The 22,872-nt window shown below is 42.1% G+C and carries 24 protein-coding genes; 20 read left to right on the plus strand and 4 right to left on the minus strand.

The genetic code is table 11. The features are described 5' to 3' along the window. Nucleotides 1–202: 202 nt before the first annotated feature. The 3 genes from VA249_RS06380 (at nucleotide 203) to VA249_RS06395 (ending at nucleotide 1,324) form a co-directional block, all read left to right on the plus strand. Nucleotides 203–550, plus strand: a complete 348-nt coding sequence (locus VA249_RS06380; protein ID WP_203508314.1) for a zinc ribbon domain-containing protein — start codon at nucleotides 203–205, stop codon at nucleotides 548–550. 208 nt (nucleotides 551–758) lie between these two features. Continuing rightward, nucleotides 759–1,040, plus strand: a complete 282-nt coding sequence (locus VA249_RS06390; RefSeq protein WP_025633738.1) for a type II toxin-antitoxin system Phd/YefM family antitoxin — start codon at nucleotides 759–761, stop codon at nucleotides 1,038–1,040. Then, nucleotides 1,037–1,324, plus strand: a complete 288-nt coding sequence (locus VA249_RS06395) for a type II toxin-antitoxin system RelE/ParE family toxin (protein ID WP_017046277.1) — start codon at nucleotides 1,037–1,039, stop codon at nucleotides 1,322–1,324. Before VA249_RS06390 ends, VA249_RS06395 begins: the two co-directional genes overlap by 4 nt. 171 nt (nucleotides 1,325–1,495) lie before the next feature. On the opposite strand, the gene VA249_RS06400 is transcribed toward VA249_RS06395, so the two are convergent. Then, nucleotides 1,496–2,230, minus strand: a complete 735-nt coding sequence (locus tag VA249_RS06400; RefSeq protein ID WP_221069419.1) for a hypothetical protein — start codon at nucleotides 2,228–2,230, stop codon at nucleotides 1,496–1,498. 226 nt (nucleotides 2,231–2,456) lie between these two features. Here VA249_RS06400 and VA249_RS06405 point away from each other — a divergent pair, with 226 nt between their 5' ends. The 8 genes from VA249_RS06405 (at nucleotide 2,457) to VA249_RS06460 (ending at nucleotide 8,664) form a co-directional block, all read left to right on the plus strand. Then, nucleotides 2,457–2,873 (plus strand): GNAT family N-acetyltransferase, encoded by a 417-nt coding sequence (locus VA249_RS06405; protein ID WP_050907381.1) that lies wholly within the window; start codon nucleotides 2,457–2,459, stop codon nucleotides 2,871–2,873. A gap of 158 nt (nucleotides 2,874–3,031) precedes the next feature. Continuing rightward, nucleotides 3,032–3,445, plus strand: a complete 414-nt coding sequence (locus VA249_RS06410) for a hypothetical protein (protein WP_130341096.1) — start codon at nucleotides 3,032–3,034, stop codon at nucleotides 3,443–3,445. A 152-nt stretch (nucleotides 3,446–3,597) separates the two neighbouring features. After that, entirely contained in the window at nucleotides 3,598–4,113 is a 516-nt protein-coding gene (locus VA249_RS06420) for a GNAT family N-acetyltransferase (RefSeq protein ID WP_221069421.1), read from the plus strand. Between the two features lie 149 nt (nucleotides 4,114–4,262). Further along, nucleotides 4,263–4,988, plus strand: coding sequence for a hypothetical protein (locus VA249_RS06430; protein ID WP_050935566.1), 726 nt, complete (start codon nucleotides 4,263–4,265; stop codon nucleotides 4,986–4,988). Nucleotides 4,989–5,144: 156 nt separating this feature from the next. Next, nucleotides 5,145–5,615 (plus strand): GNAT family N-acetyltransferase, encoded by a 471-nt coding sequence (locus VA249_RS06435; RefSeq protein WP_065646338.1) that lies wholly within the window; start codon nucleotides 5,145–5,147, stop codon nucleotides 5,613–5,615. A gap of 848 nt (nucleotides 5,616–6,463) precedes the next feature. Beyond that, nucleotides 6,464–7,270 carry a HipA family kinase gene (locus VA249_RS06450; protein ID WP_221069423.1) on the plus strand — a complete coding sequence of 269 codons (807 nt, stop codon included), beginning with the start codon at nucleotides 6,464–6,466 and terminating at the stop codon, nucleotides 7,268–7,270. Continuing rightward, a complete protein-coding gene (locus VA249_RS06455; RefSeq protein WP_221069425.1) occupies nucleotides 7,270–8,097 on the plus strand; it encodes a DUF3037 domain-containing protein in 828 nt (275 codons plus the stop codon). The genes VA249_RS06450 and VA249_RS06455 overlap by 1 nt, the downstream gene beginning before the upstream one ends. A 189-nt stretch (nucleotides 8,098–8,286) precedes the next feature. Then, nucleotides 8,287–8,664: a hypothetical protein gene (locus tag VA249_RS06460; protein WP_041061568.1), complete on the plus strand. Its 378-nt coding sequence runs from the start codon at nucleotides 8,287–8,289 to the stop codon at nucleotides 8,662–8,664. 25 nt (nucleotides 8,665–8,689) lie between these two features. Here the strand turns inward: VA249_RS06460 and VA249_RS06465 are convergent, their stop codons facing one another. Beyond that, entirely contained in the window at nucleotides 8,690–9,658 is a 969-nt protein-coding gene (locus VA249_RS06465; protein WP_221069427.1) for an IS30-like element ISVa6 family transposase, read from the minus strand. A 154-nt stretch (nucleotides 9,659–9,812) separates the two neighbouring features. On the opposite strand from VA249_RS06465, the gene VA249_RS06470 reads away from it, so the two are divergent. The 5 genes from VA249_RS06470 (at nucleotide 9,813) to VA249_RS06490 (ending at nucleotide 14,566) form a co-directional block, all read left to right on the plus strand. Next, the gene (locus tag VA249_RS06470; RefSeq protein ID WP_221069428.1) at nucleotides 9,813–10,259 is read left to right on the plus strand and encodes a GNAT family N-acetyltransferase; all 447 of its coding nucleotides are present in this window, start codon (nucleotides 9,813–9,815) and stop codon (nucleotides 10,257–10,259) included. A 202-nt stretch (nucleotides 10,260–10,461) separates the two neighbouring features. After that, entirely contained in the window at nucleotides 10,462–11,031 is a 570-nt protein-coding gene (locus VA249_RS06475; RefSeq protein ID WP_221069430.1) for an HNH endonuclease, read from the plus strand. 315 nt (nucleotides 11,032–11,346) lie between these two features. Continuing rightward, nucleotides 11,347–12,765 carry an SLC13 family permease gene (locus VA249_RS06480; protein ID WP_221069432.1) on the plus strand — a complete coding sequence of 473 codons (1,419 nt, stop codon included), beginning with the start codon at nucleotides 11,347–11,349 and terminating at the stop codon, nucleotides 12,763–12,765. Between the two features lie 3 nt (nucleotides 12,766–12,768). Then, nucleotides 12,769–14,106, plus strand: coding sequence for an ATP-binding protein (locus VA249_RS06485; RefSeq protein ID WP_221069434.1), 1,338 nt, complete (start codon nucleotides 12,769–12,771; stop codon nucleotides 14,104–14,106). After that, nucleotides 14,093–14,566 carry a response regulator gene (locus tag VA249_RS06490; RefSeq protein ID WP_221069436.1) on the plus strand — a complete coding sequence of 158 codons (474 nt, stop codon included), beginning with the start codon at nucleotides 14,093–14,095 and terminating at the stop codon, nucleotides 14,564–14,566. Before VA249_RS06485 ends, VA249_RS06490 begins: the two co-directional genes overlap by 14 nt. A gap of 133 nt (nucleotides 14,567–14,699) precedes the next feature. Here VA249_RS06490 and VA249_RS06495 read toward each other — a convergent pair whose 3' ends face one another. Continuing rightward, nucleotides 14,700–16,430 carry an EAL domain-containing protein gene (locus VA249_RS06495; protein ID WP_221069842.1) on the minus strand — a complete coding sequence of 577 codons (1,731 nt, stop codon included), beginning with the start codon at nucleotides 16,428–16,430 and terminating at the stop codon, nucleotides 14,700–14,702. A gap of 395 nt (nucleotides 16,431–16,825) precedes the next feature. Between VA249_RS06495 and VA249_RS06500 the strand changes: the two genes are divergently transcribed. From VA249_RS06500 to VA249_RS06515, 4 genes are all read left to right on the plus strand, one after another. Next, complete coding sequence (locus VA249_RS06500) at nucleotides 16,826–18,037, plus strand: cyclic di-GMP phosphodiesterase (RefSeq protein ID WP_221069438.1); 1,212 nt, start codon at nucleotides 16,826–16,828, stop codon at nucleotides 18,035–18,037. 236 nt (nucleotides 18,038–18,273) lie between these two features. Then, nucleotides 18,274–18,900: a LysE family translocator gene (locus tag VA249_RS06505; RefSeq protein WP_221069844.1), complete on the plus strand. Its 627-nt coding sequence runs from the start codon at nucleotides 18,274–18,276 to the stop codon at nucleotides 18,898–18,900. 253 nt (nucleotides 18,901–19,153) lie between these two features. Then, the gene (locus VA249_RS06510; RefSeq protein WP_221069440.1) at nucleotides 19,154–20,698 is read left to right on the plus strand and encodes a YjjI family glycine radical enzyme; all 1,545 of its coding nucleotides are present in this window, start codon (nucleotides 19,154–19,156) and stop codon (nucleotides 20,696–20,698) included. 21 nt (nucleotides 20,699–20,719) lie between these two features. After that, nucleotides 20,720–21,601: a YjjW family glycine radical enzyme activase gene (locus VA249_RS06515; RefSeq protein WP_221069443.1), complete on the plus strand. Its 882-nt coding sequence runs from the start codon at nucleotides 20,720–20,722 to the stop codon at nucleotides 21,599–21,601. A gap of 39 nt (nucleotides 21,602–21,640) precedes the next feature. Here VA249_RS06515 and VA249_RS06520 read toward each other — a convergent pair whose 3' ends face one another. Beyond that, nucleotides 21,641–22,576 carry a LysR family transcriptional regulator gene (locus VA249_RS06520; protein ID WP_221069444.1) on the minus strand — a complete coding sequence of 312 codons (936 nt, stop codon included), beginning with the start codon at nucleotides 22,574–22,576 and terminating at the stop codon, nucleotides 21,641–21,643. Nucleotides 22,577–22,872: the final 296 nt, after the last annotated feature.

A 22,872-nucleotide genomic window follows, 5' to 3' on the forward strand; every position in this document is an offset into this window, starting at 1 on the left:
GCTTCAGAAAAATAGTCAGAAATAGCAGTTCTTTCTCAAGTAAATCATATGTTTGTGGTAAAACATAACAAACAATTCAACAGTGATTCGCAACGCTTGGCGCTTTCACTTCAGGTTGAGTTTAGTGTTTACGGCGCAGTATTTAAGTCCAGTGTTTGCGCTGCTCACACGTTAATTGGGCGTTATGCCTATAAGAGGAAATATGGATAGTAAATGGGAGTGCTTTGGGTGCGGGCATAGCAATGAACACTCATCATTGAAGTGTGAAAAGTGCGGGGTTTTAGGCAAAGAGCTTGCAAACAAGCAGATGGCAAACCACCTGTTAGGGAATGACAAAGTGAAATCGAAGTTTGAATACTGCTGTGATAAATGTGGTTCAGAGTCATATGAGGTTGGTGAGCTAAGAGCCAGTGGTGGATTTTGGAGTACATTTTTCAATTACAATAAACACCGTTTTTATTTCTTATCATGCAGTAGCTGCGGTCACACTGAGTTTTACAAACGAGGTCTAGGTACTGGACAAAAAATACTAGATTTTCTAGGTGGTTAGCATAGACATAACAAACTGTTTAAGAGTGATTCGCAACGCGTGGCATTTTTACTATGCGTTGGTTTTAGTGTTTAAGGTGGTATGCGGGAGCATCGGTATTGCGTTGCTCACACCTTAACAGGGCGTTATAACACAAAATCAGCCTATTGTTTAAAATGGCTAGTTGAACTATTATTTGTACATTAAACTGTACTGTTAGGAGTTCGATATGAGCCGTATCCATTTTGATCAAGATATTCAGCCTTTGTCTGAATTTCGTGCTGGCGTGACGTCATTTATTAAACAGATTAACGAAACTCGCAGACCGCTAGTAATCACACAACGTGGTAAAGGTGTCGCGGTTGTCCTTGATGTTGCGGAATATGAAGCGATGCAAGAGAAGATCGAGTTACTAGAAGAAATGCGTACTGCTGAAGCACAGTTAGCTTCCGGTTTAGGTGTTTCCAATGAAGACGCTCGTGCTCAAGTGTTGGGGCGTCTTAAGAAATGAAAGTAGTTTGGTCACCACTAGCATTACAAAAGTTAGGTGATGCAGCTGAGTTTATTTCACTAGATAATCCAGTGGCTGCAGAAAACTGGGTTAATGAGGTCTTCGACAAAACAGACCTTCTCTCAAGTATGCCTGAAATGGGGCGAATGGTTCCGGAGCTACCTCATACTAATTACCGCGAAATCTTGTTTGGTCACTATCGAATCATATATAGCCTCAGCCATGAAATTCGCGTTCTTACTGTACGAAATTGTCGACAGATATTAACGGAAAGTGACGTGTAGCAATTGTGTTATAACAAAGCGTTTAAGACAGATTCCCAACGCATGGCATTCTTCATTCCATCGTTTGGTTTTGTGTTTAAGGTGGTATGGTTAGGTTTCGTGATGGCGTTGCTCACTACTTAACGCGGCGTTATGTTTTTGCGGCGAGTTTTAATTCACCGCAAATCAAAATTAGTTCAATAATGGAACTCCATTATTGGCGATAAATGCGATAGCACCGGTTGCAGCTGTTGCAATAGTTACAACATTTGCTAAATCGCCAAGAACCTCTCGTATCTTGCTACCAGTTTCTGTTTCCTTTAAGTCTTCTTTGAATTCCGGGTCAAGAACAGCGTGACCAAGAGTTGCTTCAAGAGCATCTAGAATAGGTTGTGCGCCAGAGATTAAATAATCGTCAATAGCAGTAAGGATTTTTTGCATATAGTGTTGTATATACTTCTTAAACTCCATATTTAGATTCGATTGAATCGACGTATCCAGAATATCTTGAATTTTTGTTTTGAAGCCTTGCAGTTGCTCACTCTCTATTAATTTTGTATCTAATTTATGGTCTAGTAATGCAGCGGCCATTGAAAGGGTGGACAAGCTATGTTGGTCGATATGACCTGAAAATGAAGTCCATTGTCCACTTAGGTTCTGTCCTAAAACAGCACTCTGTAGCTTATCCATTGAATACCGGAGATTTTCAGATAGCTCTGGATAATGCTCCGCTATGAGCTTTTCAACCTGATGCGGTAGTAATACAAATTGGCTTAGCTTTGCCATAAGTAATGACTCTTTTCCGACACCTTGCTCGTCAATACCTAATATTTTCTCCCATACATCTTTAGTTGGTGTTGTGGGAGGGAACGTTTTGCCTTGTTGTAGTATTGCCAATAAGCGTGCTGCTGGATTATCTGTAGTCATAGGTCTTTGTTTGTATGAATTAAATTGGGTATATTATATCAATATAGGCTCATAAAAACATAACAAAGCGTTTAAGACGGATTCCCAACGCTTGACGTTTTCGGTCTACTTTGGTTTTAGTGGCTATGTCACAATGGTTTAGGTTGGGTGGTTAGCGTTGCTCACCACTTAACGCGGCGTTATGTGCTTATATGTAATTTAAAAGGAAAGTGGTTTGATTAGGGAAATGGAAATCTCAGATTACGCACAAGTGATTGAATTGTGGTCAGAAACAGAAGCTATGTTATTGCGAGATGCTGATTCAAAGGAAAACATCGGTAAATATTTAGAACGCAATCCGAATCTTAGCTTTGTCGCTCTAAGTGGCGACAAGATTGTAGGTGCAATTCTGGTTGGTACAGATGGTCGCAGGGGTTATGTGCAGCACTTGGCTGTTGATTCTAAGTTCCGAGGAAAAGGTTTTGGTGAGCAACTGATTTCATCGGCAGTAAATGCTCTTGCAAAAGTGGGTATAGCTAAAACTCATTTGTTTGTCGCAAACGAAAATCTTAATGCTCAATCATTCTATGAAAAATTGGGCTGGTTTCCTCGTGATGAAGTGCGTATGTTTTCTTTCAATTCATCAGACAGTGGCAATGTTTAGTACGCACATAACAAAGCATTTAAGAGTGATTCTCAACGCATGGCATTTTTCATTCCAACTTTGAGTGCGGTGTTTACGGTGGTATGGTTAAGTTCCGTGGATGCGTTGTTCACACCTTAATGCGGCGTTAGCTATCTCAGGGAAGATCGAGAAATTAAATGAAAATTAAGCATTTATCTATTAACTCATACCAGCCGAAGCGTAGCTCGGAGATTTTAGCTGAGCTTACAAATGGTGAGGCTAAAGCATTTCCGTCAAAGACAATGACTGGTGCATGGATGTGTGTTTGGAGTGAGAGTGATAATGAACTAATAGAGTTCATTCCAGTGCAGTATAAATTGACGTTCGGTGACTTAGCTGCAATTTATGAAGAGCAAGGTAAAAACCAAAATTTTCATGCTTCTCACTTTATGCTCGAAGCAAACAAAACGGTAGATGAGTTAGTCGCAATAGCAGAGAAACATCAATTAGTTCATCGTTTTAGAAAACACTTTGGTGGCCCTTTGTATGAGGTTTGGCTTGAGGATGGTCTGCTAGTTGAATTTTGCTCTGACGAGATATCAAAACTTTAAGTGTGCAATCAATAGCTAACAAACTGTTCAAGAGGGATTCGCAACGCGTGGCATTTTCACTATGCGTTGGTTTTAGTGTTTAAGGTGGTATGCCGCGGCATCGGTATTGCGTCGCTCACCCCTTAACAGGGCGTTATGTGAATAGGGAAATTATGCAGCAAGCAATTGAAAGTGAAAGACTAATATTACGACCATTTTCTATGTCTGACGCTGAGCGTGTTTCAGAGTTGGTTGGCGACAAGCAAATATCAGAAATGACGGCAAATATACCGTATCCATATACAGTTAGTGATGCTGAAAATTGGATTCGTACACATGCTGAGTTGTTTTTAAGTGGTAAAGGTATTGTCTATGCCATTGTCCTAAAAGAGAGTTCTGAGCTTATTGGTGCTGTTAGTTTTCCAAAACTGGAAAATGGTTTGGGTATTCTGGGCTATTGGTTAGGCGTTCCTTACTGGGGCAGTGGTTATGCTACAGAAGCATCTAAGGTTTTGATTTCATTTTCAAAAAAGCATTATGGATTAACAAGATTAAAAGTAATGCATTTAGTTGGAAATGAGCGTTCAAAATCAGTTATTGAAAAGCTCGGTGTAAAATACGTAGGCGATCAGACAAATCGCATGCAAGGTAAAGATCGTGAAGTAAGTGTTTATATATCAGAGGCATAAATTCACATAACAAACAGTTCAAGAGGGATTCAGCACGCGTGGCATTTTTGGTATGCGTTGATTTAGGTGTTGAAGTGCCATGCAGCGGCTTGGTCATTGCGTGCTTCACCCCTTAACTGGGCGTTAACTTACATGGAGGTACATCAAAATTGAAAACTAAATTAGGTAGCTGCATTACAGTTATTTTTGATCTGGAATTTTATGTTCCTGAAAAGTCGCGAAAGGAAGTAGGTTTTTGTTATAACCCATGGGATAAAGCATCCCGAATTCTAGGTGGTGGTTTTTTAAGTATAAACGGCTTTACTGTCGACAAAACCCACGATGATGCTATTCCAAAAAAAATTAAAAGCTATTGGCTGTGGGAGCACGAAAATAATGAGCGTGTGCTCCTTGAGCGAATACTTGATGTTTTAGTTAAAGCCTCAGAAAAAGTCAGCAAAGCACACAATGGTACGAGGTCAGCTGTTTTGTGCGGTATCGGTATTTCATCTTCAGACGTGCCGATCTTGTTCGAGTTATTCAAAAGGTACAAGTTACTATCAAATCAGCAAGCCTTTGAATTACAGAATAAATTTCGAGTAATGGATTTGTCTCAGATAGCAACTCCTTTGTTTAACCTAAATACAGGCTATATGTATCCTGCACCTAAAAACGGGTTAATGAATAAGTTTGTAAAAGGACTAAAATTTGAGTCTGGTTGTGGGGTTTGGGATATGTATGAAGACAGTAATTACTCCCTCATTGAGAGCAGAGTAAAAAGTGAAATCTCGGCAACGTACTTGTGTTACAAGAGTATTATCGAAGAATCTCGCAGACTTAAGTCAAAAGAGGTCGAACTAAAAAAGCTGACGAAACTGTTTGAGAATGTAAGTTAACAAACAATTTAAGAGTGATTCCCCACGCTTGGCATTTTTGGTTTTGGTCAAGTTTAGTGTTTACGGTGTTCAATTTTAGTGTCGTGGTCGCGTGGCTCACACCTTAATTGGGCGTTATGTAGCCGCGAGAGGACGGTAAGTTAAAAGGATTTATATATGTTAAATATTCGCCAAGCTCGCATTGAAGATATCAGTGTTATCAAGAAACTACAGTTTCAGCTTAATGAGTATCATCAAGCAAATTTACCTGATGACTTTTTATCACCGGAAGAAATTGAACAAAAAATAGACCTGCACAAGATAATCGAAAGTGAAAGCTCGATTTGTCTGGTAGCCGAAAGCAAAGGGCAGTTAGTAGGTTTTGTTTTTGGTGAGCTATGGGTTCGTAAGTCTTGGACGCTCAAACAGCGAAAGATCGCAAGCGTTGAACAGATTGTAGTGGATTCACGCTTTAGGAGTCAGGGTGTTGGACTGGCGCTAATAGAGGCATTTGAAGAAAGGGCTATTTCTAACGGCGGAGAAGAGCTGTGGTTAGAGGTATATTCTTTCAATGAATCTGCTCTAGCTTTGTATCGCAAAGCAGGTATTGCGCCCAAAATCCAAATTGGACAGAAAGCACTAACCTGAAAGTCGGCTACATAACAAATTGTTCAAGAGTGATTCGGCACGCGTGGCATTTTTACTATGCGTTAGTTTTAGTGGTTAAGGTGGTATGCGGAAGCTTCTGTATTGCGTGCCTCACACCTTAACAAGGCGTTAGTCGCCAGAAAAAGCTAGCGGTCAAAATCATGTTTCTAAGCTCAAAACTTGGCTACTGGTTGTTTGATTCATAGCTCCATCTTCGACGGTCAAAGCTCAGTTTCATCGGTTCTAGATCAATTCATTGCTAATTTCCAAGCGGTTGTTTCGTTCTTTGGTGGTGATAGAGCGGGGCAATCGAAAATCTGTTTTTGGTTGCAAATCTGCTCGGTGAGTTTGTTGGTTTAAAAGCTTATTTACTTGCTGAAAGGACGTTTTCTCTGGTGTGGTAAGTTCCACGTGGTTTCAGTGACTTTGTTGAAAGTCCGCACTGTGAGATTGGCTTTCAAAAAGTGTTTTTTGGTGTTGTCAGTCCGTTTTCTACGGCGTTGTTTGTTCCAAGTGGTTTCATTGAGTAGCCGCTTTGAGACTACGCCTGACGCAAGTGCATCAAAGCACATAAAGTTTGTTGTTCGCAAAGTTTAGTTCGGCTTAAAATTGTCGCTCGGTGCCTCGCGACTAACAAACTGCTCAAGAGGGATTCGCAACGCGTGGCATTTTTACTATGCGTTGAATTTAGTGATTAAGGTGGTTTGCGGCGGCTTCGGCATTGCGTTGCTCACCCCTTAGCAGGGCGTTAACTGCCTTTAGTTCATACACATAATTTAGTTTGTCTAATTAAGCTAATGGTATAGAATACTGCGCGTATTAACTCTCTAAAATTTAAGGAAATAGCTGTGACAACTGAAAAGAAACTTGAAGCTGCAAATAGCGAAGAGACCAAAATCGTAGTGCCTCCGCAGTTTCAACAACAGGTGTTATTTCCTATTGAAATCGTTGAGACTTACCCAAGTAAGCAAAACAGCGCAGATCTTTCGTTGATTGGTAAAGGGCGTGACGGTAAGCACTACGCTATTAAAACCACAAAAGACAATAATGGTTTCGTGCCTGCGTCTGAGTTCTTTTGCCACCATTTAGCTCGCTTGGTTTCTATTCCGACTCCTGCCTTCGAAAATGTGAAGTTATCGTGTGGTTCTATGGCTTTCGGTTCTGTGTGGGAAGGTGGGGTAACAACAATTGATGCAGTTCCTAAAATACTCGATATCTTAACTGGTAAGACAGTTGTTGAAGATTTGGACACCTTCTTAAGTAAAGTGTATGCATTCGATCTCTTTGTAAATAATGAAGACCGTCACTTTGGAAACTACATTTTCCGCGATAGCTTCAACAATACAAAGATCGCTCTGGCATTTGATTTTAGCCGTGCATGGAAAGAAACCGATCCATTTGGTTTTGAAAGCTTGCAGCCGCAAAGCAAGACAGCTATGTGTAATGACTTTATTCGTAAGCATAAATGTTACAATAAAGCTGCTTCACTTCAGGTTTTGGACGAAATTTCGAAAATTTCTCGCGAAGATATTGAGTCAATTCTAAACTTAATGCACGATAGTTGGATGAGTGAGAAAGATAAGAGCATCATTCTAAATTGGTGGGGTTCAGACGAGTTCAATGAGCGAATTGAAAAACTTAAGGGGGTGGTGTAATGCAATGGTTTGACTATGCAGTAGTTCGTTACATGCCTAACCCAATGCGTGGCGAAGTAGTGAACATTGGTTTGATAGTGTTCAAAGACACGATAGATATAAGGTTACTAAAGTCTGCATCGAAACTGAGAATGTTAGACAATTCGTCGTCTCAGAAAATGATGTTAGAAGTTAAGCATAGCCTTGTAAGTTTATCCGACTATGCAGCGACACCAGAAGAGTTCAATAACCTATTAGCGAGCTTTCCTGGAGGTATTACACTTTCGGAAACAGCTTCATTTTCTGTTGATCATTTCTCTCAATACGAATCGAAAGTAGAAAAGTTATTTGAAGCTTTAATTAAGCCATATTCAGTTCGAGAGTCTTCCAATCGTACTAATACAAGGCTAATTACAACATTAAAACGTAAATTTTCATCAATTGAGTTATTAGCAAAAGATGAATCAGGCTTGAGCGAACATAAAATAGTTTCAAATTACATGCTCAATGAAGCCACCGGTCTTACTGCTGATTTTCTATTGAAAAATGGAAAGTTTCATTTGACTGAGGTAATCGATTACGATGTATTAGATACCAAGTCTAAGCTGAAAGAAACAACGATGAAGCTCATGACTTTTGCTGAGGGGCAAAAGTCATTAGAAGGTGAGGTTTGTAGTTATTTTGTTTACTCAGCTTCAGCTAAGAAAGAGCAAGAAGTAATTCAACAAATAAACTTGGCAGAAAATTATAGTACAAATATATTTAATATAGCTTCAAAAGATGACGAAGCCTCGTATTTTCAAATAATCGAGAATGCAGTAGGTCGGAGTTTGCCGCTAGTGCATTAAGTTTTTAGAGCTCACAAATGTGGGCTCTTTTTATATTGTTGAAAGGCAGTTAACAAAGCATTTAAGAGTGATTCCCAACGCTTGGCATTTTTCATTCCATCGTTGGGTTTCGTGTTTATGGTGGTATGGTTAAGTTTCGTGGTAGCGTTGCTCACACCTTAATGCGGCGTTATGCCTTTAGGAGAAAAAATGGCAGTTTCAATTGATTTAAGAGTTGGTACAACTCCCTTTGAATTTTGGCATGAATTTGGTGAAGACCAGATAAATGTTATTAATTCTAAGGTTTTTGTCGAATCTAAAAAGTTAGTATTGTCTTGTGAGGCTAAGCCAGTCGATTCCAATCAACTCTCAGATGCAAAGTCAATTTTTCGCAATCCAGATCAGGTAACACAAATAGTTATAACTGACGAAAGGATTTTGGAAAGGTTTGCGCGTTACGTCAATAACCACCGAGATGAATTTGACTGTTGTGAATTGACAATAACTTTTGGAAACCGGAAGTACCAGTATCCAGTAAAGGTTTCTAGACATCAGTTTGGTGGGATGATGCTGCGAGTACAGGCTTAGTATCAAGTTTGAAGTGCGACACTTTCTACAGATGCGCATGAATATACTCCGTTGGTGTCCTATACCCAAGTCTTTTGCGTGGGCGCGTATTTAATTTGTGTGCAATTTCATTACAGAGCTTCTGTGTCACGTGTGACATAGAAGTTCGTTTTGGTAAGTATTGTCGTATCAAGCCATTGGTGTTTTCATTAGTGCCTCGCTCCCATGAGTGGTATGGATTTGTAAAGTAAAACAGGCAGTTATGATGTTTTTCTAGTTGCGTGTAACCATGAAATTCAGTGCCGTTATCCGCAGTTATCGTCTTAAACGGTAAGTCAGAGCGGGTCATGATTTTGCTCATTCTTACGTTGAGCGACTCGCTTGTTCTGTCGTCCATTTGCCCAATAAAAGTGTAGCCAGTCATTCTGTCGACTAAAGTCACGATACAGTGCTTGGTTCCGCGGCCAACGACGGTATCAATTTCCCAATGACCAGGCTCTTTTCGATGCTCAGCTTTTGCAGGTCTTTCGGTAATATGGCGCTTTGCTGCCAGCCGACCTCGGCTGTCTTTTGAGTTATACCTTTTACGCCTTTTCTTAGTGGATTGGCATAGGTGCTTCCATAGTGTTCCACCGAGAGTTTTGTCGTTCCAAATATGCTGATAAATGAGCTCGTGGCTCATTGTTGGATAGCCTCTTACCCTTAGGTATCCGACGATTTGGTCAGGGCTCCAATCCAGTCGTAGCAAGGCTTCAGGTAACCTAAAGTCGATTTCGCTGTAGCGCTTATTTCTGCGCGAGCGACTCAGCCGGTTGCGAGCCATTTGTTGGGCTCTCCACGCCTGATAGGAGTACCTTTTAAAGTGTCTGTTGTATCGGGAATTGCGTTCAATTTCTCGATAGATAGTCGCTTTGTGACGACCCAGTTGTTTAGCTATTTTAGCGGTACTAATTCCTTGCTTTCTGAGTGCAGAAATCATATACCTTTCGTTCTCAGTGAGGTGCGTGTATTTCATGTTTTTTACTTCTTGGCGGGAGCAAAGTTCATGATTATCGCATCTCACTGTTTTTATGTTCAGAGGTGTCGCACTTCGTACTTGAATCCAAGGTTTTATATAGAATTTATGAGGGGATTCGTAAGAATTGGGCATTATGTTTATCGGAGGAAAAATGCAATATATCGAAGTTAAAAGTAGCGAAATTCCACTAGAGTTATTGCTTGAAGCTGACCCTTCTGAAGCGAGTATCGCTTCGTATTTAGCTGATTCATGGTGTTTTGCTGCATTAGACAATGGACAAGTTTTAGCGGTTTGTATTGTTAAAGCGCAGACCAACAGTCTTGCTGAGATATTCAATGTATCTGTATCTCCAAAGCTACAAGGTCAAGGTATTGGTTCTAAGCTGTTAAAGCTCGTTCTATCTCAGTTACCAAGCAAGGGAATCAATCGTGTAGAGCTTGGTACGGGAACATTTGGCTATCAGCTGACTTATTATCAGCGTTTAGGCTTTCGAGTAGACTCAATCATCAAAGACCATTTTTTGCTAAACTACCCTGAGCCAATCTATGAAAACGGTATTCAACACAAAGACATGCTGAGATTGTACATAAATATTTAGTACCCCTATAACACATATGAGCCTCCGCCAGTCAATAGGCAGTAACATCCCATTAGGTGCGTTAGCGGCCAATACTTTTCGAACAACAAAGTTATCTTCCTTAGCGAGATTCATTAGATCAGAAGGGGCGATGTAACCCTTGTTTTATTTATAAATCATGATGGGGTTTGTAAGAATTAGGCGTTATAGCGCGAAGGACTGTATGAAAAGAAAAGTGATTGATATTGGTGAGGTCGTTGAATATTGGCGAGATAAACCTAATTCGTTCGGCACGTTTATTGATGTTAATGAACCCACATGTTGGTCTTGTGGGCAGTTTTGGGAAGGGCGTTACGATGCAGTAGGAAGCACGTATTTGAGTTGTTGGCGTAAGGCTCCACTTCAAATATGTCATGTGATTCCTAAATCTTTGGGAGGGAACGAGCACCCCAATAATCTAGTCCTGATGTGTAAAGAGTGCCACGATTTAGCGCCAAATACGTCATTTCCAGAAATTCTGTATAGATGGATGTCTCAGCAATGTTACCTGAAGCGGCTTATAGTTAAATTAGAGTTAGCGCTATCTGACTTCGACATTACGATAGATGAAATTCGACAGTTAATAAATATACTTCAAACTCCAGAGTTTAAAGAGTGGGTTAAAAAGCACAGTGGCTTGCACTGGCCACAGTCTGGCTATAGTGGCCTGGGGAACAAAATGACACTATCGACGTATGTAGGGTTGATAAAGTACTACAGTAGTAGAGTCCAACTTCAGAAAGAAGTGCCCTAAAGCGCTCGTAAGTTCGGTGAAGTGTCCAGACTAGCTAGAGCCGATCACGTGGAGTGACGTCAAAAATTACCTGATGGAGAGAAGCAACGCCTATCTAATTAGTGAGCTTGAACACAGATACGTCAACTTTTTCAATTTGAATAACCATTCATTGATCTAGTCCTAGAATTTGAAATTGAAAGCGCGCGCATAATTTCCGTTTGGAGTGGCGAAAGGAAGCCAAAAGGAATCGCTCCTTAATTTCATGGCACCTTACGCTTGTTATATCGTGGCCAACTGTCTCAGGAAGAGAAGCTCAGGAAGAGAAGTAGTACTATGCGCCCTTATCTTAAATACATTATCCCAACGATCATTCCCTTGCTCGTATTGCTGATGCCGTTATCAGCGTTTCCATTTGATGGGATAACGATCATTCAACAGCGAGTGATTGCAATATTTTTGCTTGCTGCACTTTGTTGGGTATTTGAACCTATTCCCATTTACGCCACCTCTGTGGTGATCATTGTGCTTGAATTGTTACTCGTTTCTAATAAGAGCATTATTCTTTTTCGGCTTGACGAGGGCCAACCTCACTTTGGGGAACTCCTGCAATACAACGAGATCATGGCGACGTTTGCAAGCCCAATCATCATGCTCTTTCTTGGTGGTTTCTTCCTTGCAATGGCCGCGACCAAATATCGTTTGGATGTGAACTTAGCTCGTGTATTGCTAAAACCATTTGGTCAAAACCCGAAGTACGTGATGTTAGGTTTAATGCTTATCACGGCGATATTTTCCATGTTTATGTCAAATACGGCGACAACCGCGATGATGCTATCCATTCTAACGCCCGTTATTGCAGTATTTGGACCCAAAGACCCAGGTAGAATCGCGTTTGCATTATGCATTCCGGTCGCGGCTAATATTGGCGGGATTGGCACGCCAATCGGAACCCCGCCAAATGCTATCGCGTTGAAATATTTAGTTGGTGACAACTTGATTACTTTTGGTGAATGGATGGTGTTTGGCGTGCCGTTTGTTGTGGTGATGATGACATTAGCTTGGTTCTTGATTAGCTTTTTATATAAAGCAGAGCAAACGACCATCAATTTGAACATCAAGAGCAAATTCTTAAAAACGCCGAAAGCCATGATCGTCTATATCACGTTTGCAGGTACGATTTTGCTCTGGTTAATGGGATCGGCACATGGCATGAACTCTTATACGGTGGCATTGATTCCCGTAGCTGTCTTTTCCTTAACGGGCATCATCAATAAAGAAGATTTGAAGAAGATATCGTGGGATGTGCTTTGGCTCGTCTCTGGTGGTATTGCCCTGGGTCTTGCACTTGATAAAACGGGGTTAGCAAGCTTAATGGTCCACAGCATTCCCTTTGATGAATTTTCTCCTTATGTGGTGCTGTTTGGCGCGGCGTTCTTATGTTTAGTTATGGCCAATTTTATGTCTCATACCGCAACCGCTAACTTACTCATGCCAATTATGGCTGCGCTCGGCACATCAATGGCTTCCCTCACTCCATTGGGTGGAGAGGTAACCTTGATCCTAGTCGTGACCTTTGCTGCGTCGTTGGGCATGTCTTTGCCGATCAGTACGCCACCGAATGCGCTAGCACACGCGACAGGGAATGTGCAGAGTAATCAAATGGCGAAAGTTGGGGTAGTGCTGGGCGTGGTAGGTGTCTTACTCAGTTTCGTGATGGTATGGATACTTCATACGGTTGGTCACATTGGATAAGCAATGTACGAAAGTAAATTAGATGCGCTAGTCGAGCGTTATTTCAGTCAAATAGAGCGCCGCATTACTGTGGCGGAGGGCTCTATTTTGATTGAGCAAGATGGCGATAACGAACGACTTTATTACGTACTATCTGGCGAGCTTGCAGGCTATTACTCTGAAGATGGGAAAAAACAGACTCAAGTATTTGCTGCATCACAGGGGGCGTTTATTGGTGTACACAGCTTTTTCTCAGGTACCTGGACGGCCTCGTCCACCGTGGTTGCACAAACAGACGTCGAGTTAGCTTGGATCGAACGCAATACGCCTGCGGTGCAAGCGAGTCAGTATGGCCCATTGACCGCGCAATTTATGCCTGTGATGGTTAATGAATTGTCACGCCGTCAGCGTCGAGCGATGCAAGAAGCGCTCGGTAAAGAGAAAGCGCTTCAAAAGCTGCATACCGCAGAGCAGATGACAACACTTGGGCAACTGGCGGCGGGCATTGCACACGAGCTTAATAATGCAATTGGTGTCGTCAGCAGTAAATCCGAGCGCTTAGAATCGGTCATTATGGAATTGTTGGAAGAAGTGCATCCGGAAGCGAGTCAGTTCTTTGATTTCGGTTTAATGCAAGGGCAGAAGGTGTCTTCCTGTGAGGCACGTAAACGAGGCCGACATTTCGAGAAATATTACGGACTGCCGAAAGATCTTGCTCGTGAATTAGCCCGAGCAGTACCGACGGACAGCCTCAATGAGCACTGGTTGAAGAAACCTGAAGAAGCCATTCGCTATTGGCAAATGGGGAGAGATTTACACGACTTGCGAATTGCATCAAAACATACCGTGGGCATTGTGAAATCGGTTAAGCAACTCGGACGAACCGATATCGATAAGGAAGATGGGTTACGAGTAAATGACTCCATTAATCAAGCATTGGCTTTATTGCAAAGCGATTTAAGGCGGGTGAGTGTGCGGTTTAGCCCTGCTGAGTTGCCTTTGTTTATGGGTTCGCAAACGGAGTTGGTTCAGGTCTGGGTTAACATTTTGAAGAACGCTTGTGATGCAATGAGAGAAACCGACTCGCCAGTCATTGAAATACAAACACGGGTCAGTAAAAGCAAAATTCTGGTGACGCTAGCAAACAATGGTCCAGAGATTGATGAAGCGACGCGCCGAAAGATTTTTCAGCCAAATTTCACCACCAAAAAAGGGGGACTGTCATTTGGCTTAGGGCTAGGGCTGTCGATCGTAAAGCGCATCGTGGCGGGGTATAACGGCTCCATAGCGGTGAAAAGTGACAGCGAAAAAACCATATTTAGAATTAAATTACCGGTAGAGGATGAACATGGACAAGCTTAATTTAATTTGCGTTGATGATCAGCGAGAGGTGTTAAGCGCCGTTCTGCAAGACTTACAGTCATTGAGCCCATGGCTCAATATCGAAGATTGCGAGTCTGCCGATGAAGTGCTCGAACTGATGGAAGAGTTAGATGCAGATGGTGAAATGATTGCACTGATCATTTCAGATCACGTCATGCCAGGGAAAACAGGCGTTGAATTGTTAACCGAAGTTTCCCAAGACAGCCGTTTTATCCGTACTCGCAAAGTGCTGCTGACTGGGCAGGCGACACACACGGATACCATAAACGCAATCAATTCGGCAGGTATTGATCGTTATTTTGAAAAACCATGGCAAGCTGAACAATTGGTCGAGTGTGTAAGAAACCTAGTAACGAAATATATTTTCGATATGGGATTAGACTATACCGAATACCATGAATATTTAGACCAAGCCGTGGTATTAGAAAGATTGCGATAAAAAGGGATAAGTAAAAAGGTAGAATTAAAATGACAGGCATATCCCTGAGCAAAGATAGTGCTGCTCAGGGATAGCGTCAGTCGGGTTGTATTTATTGCCAATCAGAATTTCAACGTTTTACTGATTTAACGTCTTATTGCTGATTCAGCGTATAGTGACTTGCACTCGCGACAGAGAGGGGCTTTGAAAACCAATAGCCTTGTAGATAATCTACGCCTAACTCTGTGAAAAAGTCACCCATTTTGGCGTCTTCAATACCCTCAATAACCACTTCTATATTCTGCTCTCTGCAAATCGAGATTAAGAACTGCAGATATGCTTGAGACGAATGATTAGTCAGTGTTTTCCAAGCCATTGATTTATCGATTTTGATTTGTGTCATTGGTAAATCAAAGAAGCAGTTGAGAGAGCTATAACCTGCACCAAAATCATCCAGTGAGAGCGCAAATCCAAGCTCACTTAGCGTGTTGAGTGGGGCAATTGCCGCTTGATTGTTATCGAGAATGAACGTTTCAGTCAGTTCCAATACAATGGCTTGAGGGTCTACACCTATTTCTTCAGCAATGCTTTTAATTTTGGCAGGGAACTCACTGTTCAATAATTGCAGCACTGAGACGTTAACATTGACTCGAACCTGATTGTGATGCTTTTCTCGATAGCGTTTTATGAACTGGCATGCCTTAGCAAAAACTTGATAGCCAAGCTCTATGATTAGGCCTTTGTTTTCTGCCACCGGAATGAACTCATCTGGAAATATCTCTCCAAACTCTATGCTGCGCCAACGCACAAGTGATTCAAAACTCACCACTTGTCGCGTCGTGGCATCGATAATGGGTTGGAACTTCACACTTAGCGTTTTTTCTTGCAATGCCGTTTTTAGACCTTGCTCTATAAAAAAGTAACGATCGACGGCTAATTGCGTTTTTTGGTTATAAATGGCGATACGGTCTTTATTTTTCTCACTGGCGTATTGGCATGTGCGTGCCACTTTGCGCAAAATCTCTTCGGCGGGATGTTCAGTGGAAAAGCAAGGATATAAGCCAATACTGATGTTGCTACCGAGTGAAATACCGTCTTCGACAACGGCTTCATGATAGTTGCTTTTAATGGTTTTTGCGTATTGTTGGAGCACATCGAGATTGCATTCGTTTGGCACGAGAACGACAAAGGCATCGTCATGAACGCGATAGATTGAGCTGTCTTTTGATGGAAGAGTACTGACGGTACGAATGAGCTTTTCGACCAAACCATCGACAATTTTACTGCCATATTGGTTTAAGTAAGAGCGGATTTCTTCAATTTGGATGTAGAAAATAGATGAATGTTGTAGGTCTTTATTCGCAATGCTATTGAGGTCAAATAGTAAGTGGGCGCGGTTGGCCATACCCGAGGCGTTGTCATGAAAAGCAACCTGATGGATGTAACTTTCCATCAACTTTTTATCTGAGATATCACGATGGCTGCCAACCATATAAAGCCCTAATTGGCTCTCTTTAGTTAACGCCGTGCCCTCAACCCAAATGTATTGACCATTAGGTTTTCGCAATCGATAGGTCGTCGTAACTTTTGTGTTTTTGCTACTAATGTGTTGGTCGACACGCTGGGATAATAATGCTCTATCTAATGGATGAACCAAAGCAAGCCATTGTTCTAAGGTTATTCGTCCCGCATCAATACCGAACTGCTCATAAAAAGATTGATTGTAAAAGACCATCGTGCCGAACTCATCCATATAGAAGAGCCCTTCACTAAAAACATCAAAGATGTGGATGAATTTTTCTTCAACAATTCGAAGAAATTCACGGTCGTGGTCAGAAATTGCTAGTTCAGCCTTGGTAGACAAGATAGTTCCTCCGCAGCCCATCAAAAGTGGCAACGAAAATCAAAGCCTGATGAAAGTCTAAAGGCATGTGTTGTTGTCCACTTATAAAGAAAGCTAAAGTGTGAATCAGCTAAGTCTCTCATGCGCATTAGATGTTGTAAAATAGAGCTATTGCTCTAAATGTTGATTTTCCCATAACTTGGTGAACAGTATCAGTCGTTTATAACTTAGTATTATTGATATACGCCACAAAATGAGAAAAGAGATATTTATTGATGAAATAGTAATCAGTAACCACGTCAATACAATGGGTTAGTAGCATAACTGTTGCTCATTAGTTGACTGATCACGCATTAATGTCAGTTTTTTCTAACGTTGGATGGGCTGATCTCATATAATCCTACGCAATTCTATGAGCAGTTAATGAACATACCAATATGCAATTCCAACAAGAAGATTCGATAAAAATAGCGATAGCAGATCTCAGCATTGGAATGTTCGTCACCGCTATTCAGCAAAGTAAGCGAATTAACTTAGCCAATGCTGGACGCGTTTCGAGTGTGTTGGGTATTAAAAAGCTCCAAGATAGTGGCGTAAAGTACGTATGGGTGGACCAGAAACTCTCGGCAAAAGAATGCATTATTAAGCCCGTCGAAGAGCCTCACAATATTACGGTTGAAGCCGGCGAATTGCTCACTACACCGAAGATTCCCCGTACATTTCGTTCCCGAGAAGTACAGCATAAACGAGCGAAAAAACTGATCGCAGAAGCCAAAGGCTTGGCCCAAAAGTTACTTAACCAAACGTTCGAGGGGAAAGTTCTCGAAGTCGATGAGATTGAGTCATGGGCAGATGACATGATCGAGAGTGTTTTTATTGACTCTGATGCGCTGCAATGCGTGTCTGCATTGCGTCAAAAAGACTCTTACTTGCTTGAGCATTCAGTGAATGTGGCGTGTTTATTGGTGACGTTTGGTAAGCATCTGGGTTTAAGCAAAGATACGCTTAAACAGCTGGCAATTGGTGGCATTATTCACGATATTGGCAAAATTAAAGTCGATGACGATATTTTGCAAAAACCGGCCCGCTTGACGCCTGAAGAGTTCGAACATATGAAATTGCATCAAGTATATGCGAAACGCATCATTCTTGGTGTGAAAGGGTTAAGTGATGTGAGTCGTGATGTGTGTTTAATGCATCACGAAAAACTTGATGGTAAAGGTTACCCTTTGGGGCTGTCCGGTGATCAGATCCCATTGCACGGGAGAATGAGCTGTGTTGTTGATATCTATGATGCGCTAACGTCTGAACGCGTTTATAAAAAGGGAATGAGCTCTGCAGAAGCATTTAAAATTTTGTTGAGTTTGACGCCATTCCATCTCGATGCCGATCTCGTTTATAAGTTCATTAACTGCATTGGAATATACCCTGTCGGCTCGATTGTGGAACTAAGTGATGGTCGAGTGGCGATTGTATGGACATCAAACGCTTCGCAACCACTTAAACCGATCGTAAAGTGTTTTTATTCTCGTAAATATAAACGTTATGTTGAAGTCAGCATGCTGGATCTCAAACACAGTACGCTCAAAATAGAAAAAGCGGTTTCTCCTGTATCACTCGAGGTGGATCCAAAACCTTTCTACGATTAAGTGGGTGACTTGGCTTTGCTCTCACACCTTTTGCAACGAAAGGTATTTTTAATGAAAGAGCGCCCCAATATAAGTGTCCATATTAGACAAGAGTGAATATTAATCGCTTTACATGGTTGCATATAGGCAGTATGTTGATTGCATAGTTATGCCCAAGTATTTTGAGTTAGCTCGGGTATAGCAAGTATTTCATGGATGGAAATACTTTGCTCCTCACATTGGATAAGGAAAGCCTGATGCAACTTGATACTTGGATTTATTATACCCTTGCGATATTGGTCCTTACGGCCTCTCCAGGGCCTAGCTCTCTGCTTTGTTTAAGTAAAGGCGTCAGTAGTGGTTTTCGATCTGCGTTTTTTACAGCACTGGGTAGTTTAACTGCGATTACAACGATTCTGACATTGTCTTTTACGGGGCTTGGAGTCGTGATTGCCTCTTCTGAACTGGTATTCAATATCATTAAATGGTGTGGTGCGGCCTATCTGATTTGGCTTGGCATTCAAGCTCTACGTTCAAAACAAACCGATTTTACAAAAGGAAATGCAGAGCAGCCTACATCAGGCTATTTGAGTGCCTTTACCAGTGGCTTTATCGTGGGCTCAAGCAACCCTAAAGCGATCGTCTTTTTTACTGCGCTATTTCCCCAGTTCATTGATCCATCCGCACCATTGTTTACCCAGTACATTGTTTTTGCGAGCACTTTTGTTGTTTTTGAATTAACTTGGCTTGTTTTTTACGGATTGCTCGGGGTGAAAACGTCAAACTGGCTGTTTGTAAAAGGTCGCGCTAAGTTATTTAATCGTCTAACTGGCGGAGTGTTTATTAGCGCGGGTGTGATGTTATCCGCAACGAGTCGAAGCTAGGCTTTCGCTAATCGCTAATCGCTAATAGCTAATCGCTAATCGCTAATCGCTAATCGCTAACCTTATACCTGATATCCGCACCTCGCTATCGATGAATCGCACGAACAACAAAAGAGTTATTTCTGAATTGGAAATAACTCTTTTGTTTTTATTCATTAGTGGAAAAGACAAAAGACGCATAAAATCAGCATCAACCTTTTGAACGATTGATATCAAAGGGTTAACCGTCGTATTTTCTTCAGGAATATCCCAGATGATTCAAAGCTTATCTGATCTTCAACAGCGTTTTCTTACTATTGCTACTGACAGCAATTTGTCGCCAAAACAAAAATCCAACATCCTCGCTTTAGAAGCTGAAGCCAGCATTCCATATATGACCATCTCTGATGAGGTGAGCACCGCGATGCAGCAAGGCGTGATATGTGACATGTTTGAGGGGCATGCGCCGTTTAAGCCACGCTATGTTTTGCCTGATTACGCAAAGTTTCTTTCTCAAGGTTCAGAATACTTGGAGTTATCACCAGCGGAAGATTTCGATGATGCCATCAACATGCTGACCATCATTTATCATCATGTGCCTTCAGTAACGAACATCCCGGTTTACCTCGGTCAACTTGATGATGTCTTAATGCCCTATGTTGGGGAACTGACGGAAGCACAAATCTACAAGAAGCTTAAATACTTCTGGATCATGCTTGATCGCACATTGCCAGATGCATTCATGCACGTGAATATCGGCCCATCAGATAACATCATTTGTCGTACGATTTTGAAAGTAGATGCAGAACTCAAGCAAATTGCCCCAAACTTGACGTTCATGTACGACGAAGCCGTGACTCCAGATGAGTTGTTGAAACAAGCGACACAAAATATTTGTGAATGTAGCAAGCCACACATTGCTAATTACCCAATTCATGCAAATGCTTACGATGGTGGTCGATTTGGTATTGTGAGTTGTTATAACTCTTTGCCTTTGGCTGGTGGATCGAACACGTTAGTACGTATGAACCTTAAAGAGGCAGCAATGCGTGCAGATAACCGCGATGACTTCTTTGCGAATGTGCTACCAGAGTACCATGGTTTGATGGTCGAACTCATGGATGCGCGTGCTTCACACTTACACGAAAAATCAGAGTTTTTTAAAGGCTTCTTAACCCAAGAGGGCCTCATTGAAGCGTCTCGCTTTGCGCCAATGTACGGGATTTACGGCATGGCGGAAGCGGTGAACGTTTTACTAGACAAAGAAGGCATTGCGAGCCGCTACGGTCAGGATGAGATCGCGAATGAACTCGGTCACGCCATTTCTGCGAAACTTGCTGAACTGGTCGACAGCACGCCGGTTAAATATGGTCTTGAGGGTAAAGCGTTATTACACGCTCAAGGGGGCATCAGTCTTGATTTAGACGTCACTCCGGGTGTACGTATTCCTTATGGTACTGAGCCTGATCCCGTGTCTTACGTGCAAGCGACAGCCGCACACCATCAATATTATCGATCTGGGATCAGTGATATTTTGACCATCGATGAAACGGTAAAATCAAACCCAGAAGCCATGTTTAACCTGTGCAAAGGTGCGCTGAATGCTGGTTATCGTGAGTTCACTGCGAACGTTGCATCCAATGATCTGGTCCGTGTCACGGGTTATATGGTGAAACTGTCGGATATTGCAAAGTACGATTCAGAGGGTTCGCGTACAAACACGACGTTTTTAGGGGCGGAAGCGGCAAAAAATACGGCTATTCTAGCGCGCTCACCTCGTGTGGTGAGTCACGAAATGTCACCGACTTACGCAAAGTAATTGGGGATAGGTAACGATAAGATGACAAGACGTACAGACAATCTACGAGCAAAGGTGAGCCGTATCCTGCCTTTTTCTTGTGTTGATGGGCCGGGAAACCGTCTTGTTGTCTTCTTACAGGGTTGTAATTATCAGTGTATTACTTGCCACAATCCCCACACGATCAATCACTGTAATCATTGCGGTGATTGTGTTGGGGAGTGTCCAGCAGGCGCGCTGAAGTTCAACGAAAACAACAACGTTGTTTGGCTAAAAGAGGAGTGCACCCACTGCGATCGTTGTATAGAAATATGTCAGCATCACTCTAATCCAAAAATTACTGACTATTCTGTTGAAGCAATGCTCGATTTGATACGTAAACAACGTTTTTTTATTAGCGGTGTAACAGTATCCGGTGGGGAATCTACCTTACAGCTTCCTTTCATCATCGCGTTATTTAAAAGAATAAAGCAAGATCCTGAATTGCAGCATCTCACCTGTTTTATCGACAGCAACGGGGCCCTGTCGATTTCTGGTTGGGAGCGTGTCTTGCCATATATGGATGGTGCAATGATTGATCTCAAGTCATGGCAGCGAGAGACACATCAGTGGTTGGTGGGCCGTGATAACCATCGTGTACTTCAAACCATTCAACATCTTGCTCAAGCAAATAAGCTCTACGAAGTGCGTTTACTCCATATTCCGGGAAAAAGTGATTTGGATATCGAAGCTGAAGCGGTAGGTCGTTATCTGCAAACCTTACCGGAATCGGTACAGATTCGCCTAAACGCTTTTCAACATCACGGTGTCACAGGGGAGGCGTTAGATTGGGAGAAATGTTCAAAAACAGAAATGGAACGATTTCATGCTCAGCTAAGTCACTTCGTTACCCGCCCAATGACGATGCCTCAAGTATTCGTTTAAAAGGCCTAGTTTGATCAATTTACGTCATCAGATATCCTATTAAGGCTTGGCAACAAGAGTATTGCTTGCGTTGAAAAGCTGTTGTTGCAACCACTGCAAAGCGGGATCGTTTAAGCTCGCTTTGTTCCAAACCAAACTATACGCCACTTGCCCATATTCAAAGGGGAGAGGCTTTTGAACCAACCCCTTGGCTTGCAAGGCCGCGTTCGCCCACAGCTTTGAGCAAGTAAACAGATAATCGGAATGATGACACATCACTGCAGCCGATCCAAAGTCAGCTACCGTCATCGCGACGTTTCTCTTGGCATGATGTTGGGTTAAGTTTTGTTCAAAGTAAGGTTGTGATAAATCTTTGTCGTGAATGCCTAAATGTCTTGCATTCAAGTATGCGTTGATGGAAAGCGCCTTGTTCACCAGTGAGTTTTGATTTCCCATCAAACAGATCATTTCATCTTCTAAAATGGCCTGCCAAACCAAGTCTTTATTGCTGGTTGGGGGCTGACTAATATCGTGCGGTAGCAGCATAAAGTCGACTTGGCCACGGACCAGTGAATCAAAGTTCATTTGTTCTTTTGCGTAGACATGCAGCTGCGCACTGTCGCCGATTTGTGTTGAAAGAGACTGCAATATTGGGGCGAAAATCTCAAACGTACTTTCACGCATCGCAAGAGAAAAGCAGCCTTGATACTGTGCAGGATCGAATGAGCCTTGGTAGAGCAAACCGTTCATGCTCGATAGAATACCATGGATTGATGGCCCAATATTGAGCGCAAATGGGGTCGGAACTAATCGAGTTCCGTCACGATAGAAAAGCTCATCTTTTAGGATATCCCGCAGTTGACTGAGCGTTTTACTGACGCTCGATGGCGTAACATATAACTGTTCTGCTGCTTGAGTGACGCTGTGTGTCGTAAGCAGCATGTGCAAAACGGTTAGGTGCTTAAGGCTAATGCGTGAGAGTGTTAAATAGTCCATTCGACAGGCTAATTCGGGTTATTTTTCTCAGTATATCAAAATATTATTATGAAACATTTTTTTACGATTACTGAAGCACGAAAAAATAGGCGCTTCCATTCGTGCTCTATGCAATAGTTTGGCTCAACTCGGCCCTTGATGAGGGCGGTAGTGGCAATATCCTTTAGAGGACGAATTATTGGGAACAAAAGCCGGTCAAAATAAGGGATTGCGCCCAAGCGTGGGAGATGATTTACTCGCATTTCTTAAGTAACAGAGGTTTAAATAAACTTAATGGACGACCCCTTTAGTCGACT

The organism is Vibrio alfacsensis, from assembly GCF_019670485.1.
Taxonomy (GTDB): Bacteria; Pseudomonadota; Gammaproteobacteria; order Enterobacterales; family Vibrionaceae; genus Vibrio; species Vibrio alfacsensis.

Bases quoted from the DNA above. Each gene is read 5' to 3' on its own strand.
- VA249_RS06515 (WP_221069443.1), top strand. From the start codon at position 20,720: ATGACAAGACGTACAGACAATCTACGAGCAAAGGTGAGCCGTATCCTG.
- VA249_RS06505 (WP_221069844.1), top strand. From the start codon at position 18,274: ATGCAACTTGATACTTGGATTTATTATACCCTTGCGATATTGGTCCTT.
- VA249_RS06500 (WP_221069438.1), top strand. From the start codon at position 16,826: ATGCAATTCCAACAAGAAGATTCGATAAAAATAGCGATAGCAGATCTC.
- VA249_RS06520 (WP_221069444.1), bottom strand. From the start codon at position 22,576: ATGGACTATTTAACACTCTCACGCATTAGCCTTAAGCACCTAACCGTT.
- VA249_RS06400 (WP_221069419.1), bottom strand. From the start codon at position 2,230: ATGACTACAGATAATCCAGCAGCACGCTTATTGGCAATACTACAACAA.
- VA249_RS06410 (WP_130341096.1), top strand. From the start codon at position 3,032: ATGAAAATTAAGCATTTATCTATTAACTCATACCAGCCGAAGCGTAGC.
- VA249_RS06420 (WP_221069421.1), top strand. From the start codon at position 3,598: ATGCAGCAAGCAATTGAAAGTGAAAGACTAATATTACGACCATTTTCT.
- VA249_RS06475 (WP_221069430.1), top strand. From the start codon at position 10,462: ATGAAAAGAAAAGTGATTGATATTGGTGAGGTCGTTGAATATTGGCGA.
- VA249_RS06435 (WP_065646338.1), top strand. From the start codon at position 5,145: ATGTTAAATATTCGCCAAGCTCGCATTGAAGATATCAGTGTTATCAAG.
- VA249_RS06455 (WP_221069425.1), top strand. From the start codon at position 7,270: ATGCAATGGTTTGACTATGCAGTAGTTCGTTACATGCCTAACCCAATG.
- VA249_RS06485 (WP_221069434.1), top strand. From the start codon at position 12,769: ATGTACGAAAGTAAATTAGATGCGCTAGTCGAGCGTTATTTCAGTCAA.
- VA249_RS06380 (WP_203508314.1), top strand. From the start codon at position 203: ATGGATAGTAAATGGGAGTGCTTTGGGTGCGGGCATAGCAATGAACAC.
- VA249_RS06390 (WP_025633738.1), top strand. From the start codon at position 759: ATGAGCCGTATCCATTTTGATCAAGATATTCAGCCTTTGTCTGAATTT.
- VA249_RS06495 (WP_221069842.1), bottom strand. From the start codon at position 16,430: ATGGGCTGCGGAGGAACTATCTTGTCTACCAAGGCTGAACTAGCAATT.
- VA249_RS06510 (WP_221069440.1), top strand. From the start codon at position 19,154: ATGATTCAAAGCTTATCTGATCTTCAACAGCGTTTTCTTACTATTGCT.
- VA249_RS06470 (WP_221069428.1), top strand. From the start codon at position 9,813: ATGCAATATATCGAAGTTAAAAGTAGCGAAATTCCACTAGAGTTATTG.
- VA249_RS06460 (WP_041061568.1), top strand. From the start codon at position 8,287: ATGGCAGTTTCAATTGATTTAAGAGTTGGTACAACTCCCTTTGAATTT.
- VA249_RS06490 (WP_221069436.1), top strand. From the start codon at position 14,093: ATGGACAAGCTTAATTTAATTTGCGTTGATGATCAGCGAGAGGTGTTA.
- VA249_RS06405 (WP_050907381.1), top strand. From the start codon at position 2,457: ATGGAAATCTCAGATTACGCACAAGTGATTGAATTGTGGTCAGAAACA.
- VA249_RS06395 (WP_017046277.1), top strand. From the start codon at position 1,037: ATGAAAGTAGTTTGGTCACCACTAGCATTACAAAAGTTAGGTGATGCA.
- VA249_RS06465 (WP_221069427.1), bottom strand. From the start codon at position 9,658: ATGAAATACACGCACCTCACTGAGAACGAAAGGTATATGATTTCTGCA.
- VA249_RS06480 (WP_221069432.1), top strand. From the start codon at position 11,347: ATGCGCCCTTATCTTAAATACATTATCCCAACGATCATTCCCTTGCTC.